A 14365-nucleotide genomic window follows, 5' to 3' on the forward strand; every position below is an offset into this window, starting at 1 on the left:
ACACTAATTCAAATGAATTGGTGTTATATCATATAAAGCATAAGAATTTGTTTCATTTTTCACATTTTTATGTGAAATAGTTTGCCACTTTCTATTTGGAACAAGTTTTCCAGTAGTTTTAATCCAATTCGTTATTTTGCTGTTAGAATTAGAACCATGCATTTTATCATTTTTATTTACTAATGCATATTTAATATCACCATTAGAAACTAATTTTTTAAATGTATCTAAATTAATAATTTTATCAGAACCACTGTAACCTCCAAGTGTCATTATAGGTTCACCGGTTTTTAAAATTAAATCTGATGCATAACTTGTAGCTGAAGGAACAGCAACCAGATATTTTCCACCATGTCTGTTTTTTTGTAAAAATTGAATCAGCTTTTTGTCACTGCCTAAGGTAGGTATATAAGACTGACTTTTCTTTTTTGTTACAATCTCTAAACCAGCTGAAGGACTGCTACCATTCATTTTATAAAAAATAGTAGTAGAAGACCAAATGGTTGGTGCAATTAAAATTCCTGTAAATGCAATACTTGTTAATATAGCAATAGTGCTATTTCTTTTTATAGTAAATAGCATTAATGTCAAGGATGCTCCTATACAAAAAATTCCAGTTACTATAAGAGTGACTTTATAACCAGCTGATTTATTGTAATTAGTAGACAATATAAGCATTTCAATTAAACCGTTTATTATAAGAGAAATTGGTAATAAAAATTTAAACCACCCACCTTTTTTGTAAAATCTCCACATTGACATTATCCCAATTCCAACTAAAGCTGAGATAGAAGGTGCCATAGTAGTCAAGTAATATGTATGGATTACATTTTTCGAGAAACTAAAATATATAAACTCAGTGAGCATCCATATAAACCAAAGTGATAAAGACAATTTTTTCCTAAGGTCAGGGGACTTTTTAAAGTATTCTTCTATTATGGCAGCTATAAAGCCTAATATGGCAAGTGGCAAAAACCAAGATATTTGATCTGATAAATTGTTGTAATGAAATAATCTTGTTATGCTAGCTTGGGAGTTAGCGCTTCTTTTAAATTGAGTGCTGCTTGATAATTTTTTATTGGGTTTAATTCTATTTAAATTATTGTTACTCTTTTTTTGGGCACCAAATTTTCCGCTTAGCCCAACTCTCTCTAGTCCATTATGACCAATTATGAGTTCTAAAACTGAATTGTTTGTACTACTCCCAACAAAGGGTCTATTGCTAGCTGGGACATTATCGACAACGAATGCCCAAGATAGAGACACAGCTAAAAGAATAAATGAACCTAAAATGAGATGTAACATTTTCTTTTTAATATTTAACGAAGAAGATATAAGATAAGTCACGTATAAAGCTGGAGCCACCATATAAGCTTCCACCATTTTAACATTAAATCCTATACCAAGAAAAACTAAACTCAAAATAAGAAATTTAAAATTTCCTTTTTCAGCAGCTATTGATAAAGCTAAGCATGCAAGAAGCATAAACAAAACTAATACATTATCAATGGTATTATTACGGCTTGATGCTACAAATATAGGTGTTACCGCAAGACATAATGCTGAAATTAGTCCGCTAATAGGACCAAAAGATCTTTTAACTATATAATATACAAGCCACACAGAAATAACACCTGCTAAGGCCTCAGGTAATATTACACTCCAGCCGCTAAAACCAAATATTTTTGCACTGACAGCTTGAAACCAAAAACCTACAGGAGGTTTATCAATACTTACAAAACCAGAAGGATCAGAGGATAAAAAAAAGAAATTCTTAAAGTTTAGCAGCATACTCTTTACGCCTGCTGAATAATATGTATTTGCATAACCTTCTATGCCTAAATTTGCAAAATTTAATATTCCAGACAATATTAATATAATGCTCAATATTAGAGTTTCTATTTTTATTTTAAAAAATTTGCCCATTAAATATTGCTCCTTCCTAAATTTCAAAATAATATTTAATTAAATGATATGTATTAGTAGTGTCAAGGATGTGTTCATTTTATAAATATTATGTAAACATAGTAATATGTTGACTATGGAAGAGACATATGTTAATATTTCAATTAATACAAACGTCCGAATTATATTGGATGGATAATTAGTTTGTAAATATAATAAAACGGAGGGCAGGAATAATTATGATGAATAATTATGATTTAATATTGTTTTTTACAATATATTCTTTTCTAGGATGGATAATAGAAACAATTTTTGCAAGCATAAATGAAAAGAAAATAATCAATAGAGGTTTTCTTACAGGACCTTTTTGCCCCATTTATGGATTTGGTGCTGTTTTAGTTATTAGATGTTCAGAATGGACTAATACAATTTGTACAAACTATTTTATGTATTTAACAATAAGCGTACTTTTTTCAATTTTCTTGGTTACCATATTGGAATATATAACAGGATTTTTTTTAGAAAAAATTTTTAATTGCAAATGGTGGGATTACAGCGATAATATGTGGAATTGCAATGGATATATCTGTATCAAATATTCATTGCTTTGGGGGATCCTGGCATTTATGCTAGTACATACTATACATCCAGTAATTTCACAGGTTATTTTCTCAATACCTACATCAATAAAAACTTATATGGAAATATTTATTTTATTGTATTTTATAGGGGATACAGCAAAATCCGTAATTAGTACTTTAGATTTAAGGAAAGTTATTATGAATTACTCAAACTTCTCAGTAAATAAATATTGTGAAAAGATAATTAAATATAATCGCTTTTTTTATGCATTTCCACGGCTGTTAATTTTGAATAGTGGTATTATTAATCGTGATGTAAGGAGAATTTTAAATGAGAGGTTTTACAAAATCAAAACTGAACTTAAAAATAGATTCCAAAACTTATGACGAATATAAAAAGTGTATTAGTGATTTGACTAAAAATGAAACCGTACGTTCTATGGACAGATTTATACAACATAATAATATAACTTGTATGGAACATAGCATTTACGTATCATATATTAGTTATTCAATTTGTAGACGACTAAATTTTGACTATCGTTCAGCGGCACGAGGAGGTTTGCTCCATGATTTTTTTTTATACGACTGGCATACAACAAAAACTAATGACGGATTACATGGGTTTACACATCCTTATGTTGCATTAAAAAATGCGAATAAACTTTTTAAACTAAATGATGTGGAAAAAGATATTATAGTTAAGCATATGTGGCCACTAACTATAAAATTGCCTAAATATAAAGAAACTTTTATAATTGTATTTGTAGATAAATATTGTGCTTTTTTAGAGAGTGTTAGGCTTGCAAATAAAGCTAATATTTATGAGCTCATGAGTAATATCTTTTAAGTGCAAATATATATAAAATCGGATGGGAGAGAAAGGTGAAACACGTGAACAATCAATCAATAAATATGAGCCAATCTGAAAAGATACTCAATTCAGCATTTAAATGTATAGCAACAAAAGGTTATGCTAATGTTTCTCTAAGAGATATCGCAGATGAGGCTGGGGTAGTGTTAAGTCAATTAAATTATTATTATAAAAATAAAGAAGGTTTATTTACAGAAGTAGTAAAAATGTTATCACTAAAATATTTGAATGAAATTGAGGATACTTTAAAGAATGGAAAATCAAAAAGTGAAAAAATTTCAAGTTTAATAAAGTATTTTCAGCAAATGTTAAATAAAAATCCTGAATTGTTCAAAATTTTTTATGATATGACCAGCATGGCTCTTTGGTCAACATATTTAAAAGATCTTCTTAATGATCTTTTTAATAAGCTAACCTTTTTAATAGAAAAATATGTTATAAATACTGATCATTATAAAGAAAAATTTAAAGAATATTCTTCATCGGCACTTTCCAGAATGATATTAGGCACTTTATTTGGGACGTCTGTACAGGTGATTTTAGCTGATAGCGAAAAAAAAGATATTGCGGAATCATTAGGTGTATTACGAGCAGTATTTAGCTAAGCTTAAATTCTAAACCAAGAATTTAGAGGAGTGGGTAAACATGATAATAAAAAGTGTGACTTTTTATATAAAACCTGAGAATACAAAGGAATTTATTGAAGCAACTAGAGAAAATCAGAGAAATTCTATAAAGGAAAAAGGAATTGTATGTTTTGATTTCTTTCAATGTAAAGATGATCCAAACAAGTTTTTACTTTATGAAGGTTATAACTCTGAAGAAGACATAAACAAGCACTTAGAAACAGATTATTTCATAAATTGGATAAATACAGTTGAAAAGTGGTTTTCAAGTCCAAGAGATAGGGTAACATATATTCCAGTATCTTAAAAATGAAAGGGGAAACATTATGAATGAAGTCTTAAAGCAAATAAAAAATAGAAAATCTATGAGGGTATTTGAAGATAAACCAATTGAAGCTCATATAAAAGAGGAAATAATTAATTCTGCATTAGAAGCACCAACGGCAGGGGCAATGATGCTTTATAGCATAATTGATATTACGGATGAGTCATTAAAGAAAAAACTATCAGTACTTTGCGATAATCAGCCATTTATTGCGAAAGCTCCTTTAGTCATGATATTTATTGCAGATTACGAGAGGTGGTACGATTCTTTTAAATTTGAAGAGTGTAATCCAAGAGAGCCAGGCGAAGGTGATATTCTTCTTGCATACAGTGATGCAATTATAGCAGCTCAAAATACTGTAGTGGCAGCAGAATCTTTCGGAATTGGTTCATGTTATATTGGTGATATAATTGAGAACTGTGAAGAGGTTAAAGAATTATTGGGACTTCCCAAATATGTTGTTCCTGCAGCTATGGTAGTATACGGATATCCTACAGAAGCTCAAAAGAACAGAACAAAACCAGCACGTTTTGAAAAAAAGTATATAGTTTATGAAAATAAATATCATAGCCTATCTAAGGAAGAGCATGTAAAAATGCATACTACAAAAAATGAAAATAGGGGAATAAAAGATAAAGATATTAGTGAAGAAATCAAAGCATTCTGCAAGCGAAAATACATGTCAGCTTTTTCCCTTGAAATGAACAGGTCTGCAGGTGAGTATTTGAAAAAATTTAGAACGAAATAAAGTGAAAGTATGCTGCAAAAAAATCTTGATTTTTAGGAGATAGCAATGTACAAAATAATATAACTTATGGTATTATATGGAGAGCTAGTTCTTGTAAAAGGTATCTATTTTATTGTGATGCAAGAGGAAACTTCCCACCATTCGTATTGTTTTCAGATCGTAAATGAAGATGGGGAAACCTTTTCTAAAGAACATAATGTTGAACTTAATAGTTCAAAAGGAGATATTATAATAATTCCTTTTGAAGATGAACTAATCATTTATATTTACTTATATAACACTATACTTATTATAATATCGAAGAAGTTAAAACACATTTTAAAGATATGAAAATATTATTTAAAGAAAAAAATAAGAAAGAAGATTAACAATATGGATGGAACAATCCGGAAAAATGTAAAAGTAGGAACAAAGGTATTAGTTGTACAAAAACAAGACCAGCGTTCAAGAAAGTTAACTGAGGGTGTAGTTCAAATGATTCTTACAAACTCAGAGGTTCATCCTCGTGGCATTAAAGTTATGCTAGAGGGTGGAATTGTAGGAAGAGTTCGGAAAATAAAATTAAAATATGATAAACAGCATTCATTCTTTTGAGGTTGAGTGCTTTTTATTATGGTCAAATTTTTAAAAGAAATAAAAACAGGTTGTATATCAAAACAAAGTTAAATCACATTTTTATTAGAGTTAGTAAAAGTGTGATTTTTTATTTGTATTAAGGAAAACATAGAATTGCTCGAAAGTTGTTTGTAAAAGGTAAAAAAAGTATATTTTTATTATATTGAAAAATAACCATTTATTTATAACAATACATAACGATAATATATAATTAAAAGGTTAAAAATGATTAACACTGGTGGTGATTTATTGAGTTTAATAAATTCTGGAAATGGAATAATAGGAATAGACTATGCAGAAATGAATCGAGTAAAAAGTAACTTAAAAAGAGCAAGAGATAAAAGCACAGAATTAAATAGGAGAATAAATGCAGTAATAACAAAACTGCAAGTAGATAAAAACTCCTCAAGAATAAAAATGGCAACGGATCAACTAAGAGATTATTCAAGACAAGTAACAAGAATGCAAGGAGATATGGATAGAACCATAAATAAAGTGGACAAGGCAATAAGAAGATTCAAAGAAGTAGATAGTGCTTGTGCAGCCAGAATAAGAGCTATAGGTGGAGACGAAAGTGAAAAGAAAAGTTTCCTGGAAGAGTTAGAAGGAGAATTTACAGCAATTGGAGAAAGAATAGAAGCAACAGCAAGTTCATTAATTAAGGAAGGAGAAAAAATATTTAGCAGTGTAAGAAATGATGAAGAAAAAGCATTTAATGGAATGAAGAAAGAAGCAGGCAATATATGTAGTGGAATACAAGATATAATAAAAAATGGTAGAATAAAAGAAATAGCAAGTGATGCAGGAGTGATGGCAAGTTTAATGTACCTTGAAGCAACATCCACGGATAAAAACTTTCTAAAAAAAGCTCCAGAACTTGTTAAAGTTTATGAAAACAAATTACTAGTTGATGAGAATAACATATGGAGTACATATAGTAAAGAAGATGAAGTGGGATCAGGACTAATTAAAAATTTGTACAAGGATGCAGTAAACATAGAAAACAAAGTAGGTTCTGTAGCAGATACAGGATGGGAAGAGTATAAAAAAATTAATCCAATAGGAGCGGGGATAATAGCAGGAACTTATGATTTTGGAAAAGGGACAATAGAGGGATTAGTAGGTGTTGGAAAGGGAATAGGGAATGAATATTATGACCTTAGAGAAAATCCAGAAGGCACCATAAAAAACTTGGCAAGAGTAGGGATAGATATAGCAGCATTGGTAAATCCAGCAATGCCGAAAACAGAAGATGATGAGAGATTTGAAAAAGGACTAGAGGGAATTATAAGTAAAGAAATAAATGATAAATTAATAAATGGAGATACATATACAAGAAGTAGAGCAATAACAGATGTGGGAGAAAATATAGTATCATTATTTTTAGGAGGAGCAGAGATAAAAGCAGCAAGTAAAGTAGGAGAAATAGGAGATTTAGGAAAACTTGCTGAGGTTAGTGAAACAGGAGAAAAAATAGATGAAATATCTAAAGTAAGTAAAATAAGTGATGGAATAAGTGGAGTAGAGTCAGGAAGTTTACTAGCAGAAGGAGAAAAAGCATTTGCAAGCTTAAGGGATGTAGGCAATAATATAAGTAATAGTGCAAAGACGATAAAAGATATAATAACAGGAGAAAAGATAATAACAATAGAAGTATTAGATACAGGAACAGGGTTAAGAGTACCCAATATGTCAGTAATAGATAATAATATAGAAAAGATAAGTAAAATAGAAAATGTTAGTGGTAGTAGTTTAGAGGGGGGAAGTAATGCTGTTGATGATTCAATTGATGGTATAAAAATAATAGATGGTAAGGTTGGTGGTAAAATACCTGTAGATGAGTTCAAAAATATAAGAACTGAATCTATACAAAATGTGGATTCAGATGCAATAACATTAGGTAAATATAAACCAACAGTAAAGCCAGATGGAAGCTTAGATTGGACAATTCCAGCAAATGATTCATATACAGTAATGGCTGGAGATACCACGTATTTTAGCTTGGGGAATGATTGGGATGTAATAAAAGGTAAGTATAATATAACTGATGATGATATGTTTGATTTATTTAATGTGCCAGCATTAGACGATGCTGCAAAAGCAGGAAAAGAAATACGTTTTTCACATGATCCAACCGCGTATGGAGATTGTGCATTAAAAAAGGAATGGGAATATTTAGAGAGTAGTTATGGATATAGAAGATTAATTCAAAAAGGAGATTTTTGGTATGCAATTAAATGATACAGATAAAATGGCAATGATTATTGTAGATTATTTAGAGAAAAATTTAGGAGATAAAATTGGATCATGTAATATTTTTAATGTTGTAGACGATAAAAATTATAGGGCTTTTAGTATTAGGTTTGAAGCATATGATTATTTTATTGTATTATTTAATTATGATAGAGGTTTAATTGGATGTAGTATTCAATATGGAGATAATAATTTTATTGGTCTTAAAAATAGCCAGAAGTGGTATGAAAAAGCAGATTTTGATGTTTTCTGCAAAGAACTTCAACAGCAATTAGAATTAAGAATACCAGATAAATTTTTAGAAGCTAATAGTTGGAAATAGACTGCATAATTAAGGTTTAGTAAAAAATGTGATAGAATCAATAATTTTAATATAAATTTTCGCTACATAATTCAAATTATGCAGTTAGAAAGAGACAAAATGAACCAGCTGAAATTTAAGTAAGCTGGTTTATTGCTTTTTATAATGATAAAATAGTGTTAATCATTGAAAATATTGAACCTAGCATTAAAAGATAATAAGACAGACTTAGCCCCAAGGGGGTTAGTGAATCTGAAAATCTAGCAAAGGTAAGCTTAGATACTAGAAAAATATCTGAAATAGAGCGTACTAGTTATATATTAGAACATACTGATTTAACAAGAGAACAGGTACAAGATTATTTGGATATAAACTATTATAGAAATCCAGAAGTTGGGGATGACTTTAGAAATGAAGGAATAATTAAGTCTGGCAATAACGTTTTAATACCACGTAGTACAAAATACCTTGATGAAGATGGATTTATTAATTGGGAATTGGCACCAGAGAAAGGCTATGTTCTTGATGATAAAGGAAATGCAATTAAAAACATTTTGACGTCTAAACCGAGTGGAAATAATAGGATGTTTGATAGATATGGAAATGAATATGGTAATTATTTGTCGCCAGTTGACTCAGAAGGAAATAGTTATGCTTTTGAGAAACGTGCATTGCCTTATGTTGAAGATGCAACTACTCACCATGTTTATGAAGAAACAGGAGATTTAAGTAATATTCGTAATGACATAATTAATTCAAGTTTATCCGATTCACGAAAGCAAGAATTGTTAAATAAATTAGGTGATAATAAAACATATATTGGTGAGGCAAAAAGGAACATATTACCAAATAAGTGGAGCAAAACAAGTTGAAACACCATTATCTATTAAAGTATTATGCGAAATTGGAACGCTAACAGAGAGGTAGTGAATTTTATGAACAAAGAACAATTAATAAATAAAATGAAAGATGAATATGGGAGAGTAATCTTAAAGGATGATGGAAATAAAATATTAGCAGCACCTTTCAAGTTTTATATACAAAATGGTAAATATGTTATAACTGAAAATGTTGAAAGGACTGGAAATATTGAATTGCTTAAAATGTCAGATGAAGATAAAGCATGCAGATATTTCTGGAACATTTTGCATAGGAATTAGATTTAATAATATTTCTTATGAACAGAGGGCATTACCATATTTAGATAATATGAATGCATATCATAAATATGAAGTTACTAGAGATTTTAGCCAATTAAGTGATGCAATTAAAAATTGTAAGGATAAAGATTTAATTGAATTAATTAATGCAGATGCTTTAAGATATGGAATTGATTTAAATAACCTAAAAACTTACGGCGGTGAAATTGCTAAAGCATTTAATGCAATTGGAGAAGGAACACAATGGCAATTACCATTATCGATACAGTATCTAAAAAAATTAGGTTTCTTAAAGGAAATTAAATAAAAGGTTAGGAGAAGATTAAAATGAATATAAATGAATTAGAAAATAAAATACATAAGATGGGATTGGATAAATATAAATACAATCTTGGAAATATGCCTATGAGAGAGTTAGAATTAGGTTTAATAAGAGAAAATAATAAGTGGACAGTCTATCAATCATATGAGAAAGGAGGATATAATACTATTAAAACATTTGATAACGAGGATGAAGCATGTGATTTAATACTATATTTTTTAAAGTTAGAAAAGAAAAAGGAAACATTATTAAATTCATAATATGAATGAGAATGCATAAAAATTATAATTAGTATAATCAAAAATATTTAGATGCATAATAATAATTCTGTAGTGAAGTTGTCAACAACAAGGGCCAAAATACACCCTAAAAACCACAAACATCTACCAAGGAGAAGTAATGCTGTCTTTTATGGGTAAAAATAGTACATTGATTAAAAACTTCCTTTAACGTATGATACGTGATAATGGCATAACTTTAATGGATGCTAAATAGTGTCTGTTGGAGTTTTTCTTTTTAAGGTCTAATTTGGATGCAACAAGACATAACTTGGTCGTATATGGCTAAGTTTTCAATGAAAATAAGCTATAGAGAAAAATACTGATAATAAAAAAGTTGCTTGAAACTACGATATTGTAACCAAGGCTAGACGTACCAATAGTTTTATATAATTTAAGAGCAACCCCAAATGCAACCAAGGTAGGAGAATAGGGGATCTAAGGAAAGCTTGCTGAGGCTAGTGAAACAGGAGAAAAAATAGATTCAGGATTAACGCAGTCTAAAATAGATGAAATATTGTCAACTGCTAAAGGTGAAAGATCTGACCAATCAACATATTTGAATCAAGAATATATTGAAAAGCATTTATCACAGTTTGATGATGGTGCTTCAATTATTATGACAAAAGAGCAATATATAAATTATGTTAAGGGAAACCCCTACATAGGAATACCAGATGATGGAACACAGTTTGTCTTACCTAAAAATGTATGTGATAAGATAGCAATAACATAGCTTATTATGAGAAATCATTAGGATTTGATATTGGACATTTTGAAGATGGTGGAGGTTTAGTACGAATAAATATAAATGATGTGAGTAATTTAAATTTAAGAATACCATCTGGAAATGAGGCTGATGCAAAATCACATTGGTTACCAGGAGGTTTTACTGATGATGGAATACCAGAAGCTATTTTATATTTAATCCCTAATGTTGATTCAAAAGTAAGTATTATAGAATTGAAATAATAAGGAGAAAAATATGGATTATAAAATATTATTAGATGAAGCTATAAAGCATGGAGAAATATTAGCTTTTTTAAGAGGTGAAAAACAATATAGGATAGAAACGTCGCAATATATGCCTGGAGTTGAACCGACAGATGCAGGAAAGGTGTTGTCAAAAGCAATTTATAAAAGTTATAAAGAAAGTCCAGAAATAAAGGAAATATTTGAAGATGCATTGATTAATATGTTAAATGGTGATGCAATGGATATTTATTTAGTTGTATTATATGTTACAAGTCAGCTATTCAAAGAAATGAATGATATTGCGCCATTTAAAATAAATAAAAATTTTATAATTGCAAAGTTGCAAAATAAAATTGCTGAAAACAAAAAATTATTATCGGAAGATATTAAATTATCTGATGGCTTTATAAAAAAAGGGGTTTGGAATAACATTGAACGCTTTGATAGTGTTTGTAATATGGAATATGGGTTTAGATTGATAGTTTAATAGCAAGGGAATATCAATTCTTTTATAATGTAAAAAAATTGAAGGGAGTAAAGGTGATGTGTCAAGTAATGGAGGAGTTCAAGATAAGCTTAATTGAGGATGGAAAGAGTCCTAAAACAGGTCATTCTTTCTATTCATATGTATGTAGGTGATAAAACATTATCCTTCGGATTTAAATATGTTATAATATGACATGAAGAGGTGAGACAATAAATGCATAAAGTTAAAAAAGCTTACTTATATGTAAGTTTGATACGTTCGCTGCCATTATTACTTTTATTCAATACTACCAGTCAAAAAAGTATCATAAATAAAGATATAGCTAGATGGATTAAAATACATAAACTTGAACATCTAAATTATTCACTATTTATGTATTTACATTTATTGGTATTGACTATACCGGAATTTCGGAATTTATTATTTTTTAGATGTAGAGACAGATATTTTTTAAATAGTATTAATAAGATAATATATCCTCGATTAAAATCTTTATATATTACCGATAACAATATTGGAGGTGGCCTATATATTCAGCATGGATTTTCTACTGTAATAACTGCAAATACTATAGGAGAAAACTGTTGGATAAATCAGCAAGTAACAATTGGATGGGTAGAAGGAGAGGGGTGCCCTACTATAGGTAACAATGTACATATCTATGCTGGAGCTGTTGTGATAGGTAATATAAATATTGGAGATAATTCAATTATTGGTGCTAATGCTACCATTGTAAAAGATGTTCCACAAAATTGCACTGTAGTAGGCAATCCTGCCTATATCATAAAAAGAAATGGCATTAAAGTGCATGAAAAGTTATAAACAAATAGTAGTTAAGGGTGTAGATTATATTTCTTAAACTAAAGGGATAGTGGTGCTACAACAATATTTAATGTAGATGTAACGAATTTATGAAAAATTCTATATTTATACAATCGAAAGTCCTTGGTTTATTCCAAGGACTTTCAGCGTTTAAGAAATACCGAGGTTTTATCCGATGATTACCATCCGGAACACTCCCATCTTCTTCAAAGTGGGAGATAACGGCTGCTACGTTTCTGAGGAAAAACCAATTTTATAAATTTTATTTAAACTATTGTATTTAATTACTTGAATTATATTAGGCTTAATTTTAACTAAATTTTTATATTATAAGCCAAAGCAAATTTAATAAAATAAATCATGATGAAAATATTGATAGGAAAGTTAATTTAAAAAATGATGATGATTGTTATTTTATACAAATCCAAAGTTTTGCCACAAATGAAAAAGCTCTAAATAAAAAAATAGCTGTAAAAATTGGCAAAGTGAATTACAAGCTTAATGTAGCAGGTACAGATATAAAACCATTTATTGCATTAGATCATTTCAGTGAAACTCTTGTGGTAAAGGATGCAGTATACAATGATATTAAACAAAATAAAGATAAAACAAACATAGTAAATATTACAGGTTACATTCTTAAAAATGATTTTAAAGCAGAAAAATTCGTAAGTGATTTGCAAAAAAATATGACTAAAGAAAGCAACGTACTAACATTTTATGAACATTACAAAGACGGTCTTAAACTCCTTGGAATGATGGCTTTCATAGGATTATTTATAGGACTGCTTTTTATAACAGCAACAGGAAGCATAATATATTTCAAATTAACTATGGAAGCAAGAGAGGACAAAAGTAAATTTATGACTCTAAGCAAAATAGGAGTAAGCAGAGATGAAATACGAACTGCTGTGTCCAAAGAATTATTAATATTATTTGGAGCCCCTTTTTTAGTAGCTGCTATAAACACTTATCCTGCAACCATAGCATTAGGTCACATGCTAGCTCTTAAACTTATGAATATATATATAATAATTCTTATAATATATGCAGCAATATATTGTATATATTATTTTGCAACACTGAAGACCTATATGAAGATTGTTAGTGAATAATAAAAACACCACTATAAAACACTAACACTTACAGGCCATATTGGAGAAATCTGATATGGCCTTTTATAATACATAACTTTTTAAACCCATTTTAAAAATTATTTGAAAAATTGTTGAAAAGGTACAAGGAAGGTTGTACAATTAAATTATGGTAATAAAAGTAAATATTTACAATAAATTAGATAAGCCAAGAAGACAAGGTGAATTTAGTCCTAAGATGGCTAATAAATAAGTATAAAGGAGAGGATATCTCATCATGTATAGGAAAAAGGAATTTGGTGAAGGGATTATTTATACAATAACAAATTATATTTGGTGGTTCTTGCTTGGAAGTTTTTATTTTGTACTAACCAACATATTATTTATTTTTGCATGTTTCATAACAAATGCTGCAGGAACTTCTCTTTTCAATCTGATAACAGTTATATCCTTGATTCCAACAGGTCCAGCTTTATTAGCACTCTTTAGTGTTATGGGCAAGATTGTAAGGGAAAATGATGTTAATATGACTAAGGATTTTTTTAAAGCCTATAAAAAAAATTTTTCTGAAGCATTATTTTATTGGGTACTATTTATAGGGATTTTAAGCTTAATTTATGTTGATATTGTTTATTTAAATTCAAATAATCAACTTATGGCGGCTAAATTTATTTTAATGGCAGCTAAAATTATCTTAATAGCTGTGGCATTTATTTTGATTTCTGTAATGTTTTATGTTTTACCTATTGTATCTAGATTTTATTTTACTAAAAAAGATATAATCAAAATTTCGTTTTATTACGCTTTAAAAAAGATTCATATTACAATATTAAATTGGATTTGCCTCATAGGACTATTATATTTATCAATGAAGATTTTTAGTTCGATTTTACTATTTTTCTTTTGGAGTATACTTTGCTATTTAATTATATTTAATGAGAAGTCGATTTTTAAGGATTTAGAAGAGAAATGTCAAAGTTTATTAGGTGGTTGAAGGAT

19 protein-coding genes are annotated in these 14365 nt (G+C 28.9%); 18 read left to right on the plus strand and 1 reads right to left on the minus strand.

What is annotated here, in order from left to right; genetic code table 11:
• Window positions 1-3: 3 nt before the first annotated feature.
• Window positions 4-1926: an ArnT family glycosyltransferase gene (locus B8978_RS07285; RefSeq protein WP_084114978.1), complete on the minus strand. Its 1923-nt coding sequence runs from the start codon at window positions 1924-1926 to the stop codon at window positions 4-6.
• A gap of 218 nt (window positions 1927-2144) precedes the next feature.
• On the opposite strand from B8978_RS07285, the gene B8978_RS07290 reads away from it, so the two are divergent.
• The 18 genes from B8978_RS07290 (at window position 2145) to B8978_RS07370 (ending at window position 14360) form a co-directional block, all read left to right on the plus strand.
• Window positions 2145-2873 carry a putative ABC transporter permease gene (locus B8978_RS07290; protein ID WP_084114979.1) on the plus strand — a complete coding sequence of 243 codons (729 nt, stop codon included), beginning with the start codon at window positions 2145-2147 and terminating at the stop codon, window positions 2871-2873.
• Complete coding sequence (locus tag B8978_RS07295) at window positions 2818-3336, plus strand: HD domain-containing protein (RefSeq protein WP_084114980.1); 519 nt, start codon at window positions 2818-2820, stop codon at window positions 3334-3336. The genes B8978_RS07290 and B8978_RS07295 overlap by 56 nt, the downstream gene beginning before the upstream one ends.
• A gap of 35 nt (window positions 3337-3371) precedes the next feature.
• Window positions 3372-3965, plus strand: coding sequence for a TetR/AcrR family transcriptional regulator (locus B8978_RS07300; protein ID WP_423236708.1), 594 nt, complete (start codon window positions 3372-3374; stop codon window positions 3963-3965).
• 40 nt (window positions 3966-4005) lie between these two features.
• A complete protein-coding gene (locus B8978_RS07305) occupies window positions 4006-4293 on the plus strand; it encodes a putative quinol monooxygenase (protein ID WP_084114981.1) in 288 nt (95 codons plus the stop codon).
• A gap of 19 nt (window positions 4294-4312) precedes the next feature.
• Window positions 4313-5059, plus strand: coding sequence for a nitroreductase family protein (locus B8978_RS07310; RefSeq protein ID WP_084114982.1), 747 nt, complete (start codon window positions 4313-4315; stop codon window positions 5057-5059).
• A 372-nt stretch (window positions 5060-5431) separates the two neighbouring features.
• On the plus strand, window positions 5432-5653 hold the full coding sequence (locus B8978_RS07320; RefSeq protein ID WP_084114984.1) for a YwbE family protein: 222 nt from the start codon (window positions 5432-5434) through the stop codon (window positions 5651-5653).
• 270 nt (window positions 5654-5923) lie between these two features.
• Entirely contained in the window at window positions 5924-7915 is a 1992-nt protein-coding gene (locus B8978_RS20190) for a hypothetical protein (RefSeq protein WP_242950504.1), read from the plus strand.
• Window positions 7902-8249, plus strand: coding sequence for a hypothetical protein (locus B8978_RS07330; RefSeq protein ID WP_084114985.1), 348 nt, complete (start codon window positions 7902-7904; stop codon window positions 8247-8249). Before B8978_RS20190 ends, B8978_RS07330 begins: the two co-directional genes overlap by 14 nt.
• A gap of 341 nt (window positions 8250-8590) precedes the next feature.
• Window positions 8591-9100 (plus strand): glycohydrolase toxin TNT-related protein, encoded by a 510-nt coding sequence (locus tag B8978_RS07335; RefSeq protein ID WP_084114986.1) that lies wholly within the window; start codon window positions 8591-8593, stop codon window positions 9098-9100.
• A gap of 63 nt (window positions 9101-9163) precedes the next feature.
• Window positions 9164-9388, plus strand: coding sequence for a hypothetical protein (locus B8978_RS19485; protein ID WP_139795995.1), 225 nt, complete (start codon window positions 9164-9166; stop codon window positions 9386-9388).
• Window positions 9339-9695, plus strand: coding sequence for a hypothetical protein (locus B8978_RS07340; RefSeq protein ID WP_176212635.1), 357 nt, complete (start codon window positions 9339-9341; stop codon window positions 9693-9695). The genes B8978_RS19485 and B8978_RS07340 overlap by 50 nt, the downstream gene beginning before the upstream one ends.
• A gap of 20 nt (window positions 9696-9715) precedes the next feature.
• Complete coding sequence (locus B8978_RS07345; protein ID WP_084114988.1) at window positions 9716-9970, plus strand: hypothetical protein; 255 nt, start codon at window positions 9716-9718, stop codon at window positions 9968-9970.
• A 535-nt stretch (window positions 9971-10505) separates the two neighbouring features.
• On the plus strand, window positions 10506-10724 hold the full coding sequence (locus tag B8978_RS07350; RefSeq protein ID WP_084114989.1) for a hypothetical protein: 219 nt from the start codon (window positions 10506-10508) through the stop codon (window positions 10722-10724).
• Between the two features lie 80 nt (window positions 10725-10804).
• Entirely contained in the window at window positions 10805-10960 is a 156-nt protein-coding gene (locus B8978_RS19785; RefSeq protein ID WP_176212636.1) for a hypothetical protein, read from the plus strand.
• A gap of 13 nt (window positions 10961-10973) precedes the next feature.
• On the plus strand, window positions 10974-11450 hold the full coding sequence (locus tag B8978_RS07355; RefSeq protein ID WP_084114990.1) for a hypothetical protein: 477 nt from the start codon (window positions 10974-10976) through the stop codon (window positions 11448-11450).
• 213 nt (window positions 11451-11663) lie between these two features.
• Complete coding sequence (locus B8978_RS07360) at window positions 11664-12272, plus strand: serine O-acetyltransferase (RefSeq protein ID WP_084114991.1); 609 nt, start codon at window positions 11664-11666, stop codon at window positions 12270-12272.
• Window positions 12273-12757: 485 nt separating this feature from the next.
• A complete protein-coding gene (locus tag B8978_RS07365) occupies window positions 12758-13387 on the plus strand; it encodes an ABC transporter permease family protein (protein ID WP_084114992.1) in 630 nt (209 codons plus the stop codon).
• Window positions 13388-13643: 256 nt separating this feature from the next.
• Window positions 13644-14360 (plus strand): DUF624 domain-containing protein, encoded by a 717-nt coding sequence (locus tag B8978_RS07370; RefSeq protein WP_084114993.1) that lies wholly within the window; start codon window positions 13644-13646, stop codon window positions 14358-14360.
• Window positions 14361-14365: the final 5 nt, after the last annotated feature.

This window comes from Clostridium acidisoli DSM 12555 (assembly GCF_900176305.1).
Classification (GTDB): Bacteria; Bacillota; Clostridia; order Clostridiales; family Clostridiaceae; genus Clostridium_I; species Clostridium_I acidisoli.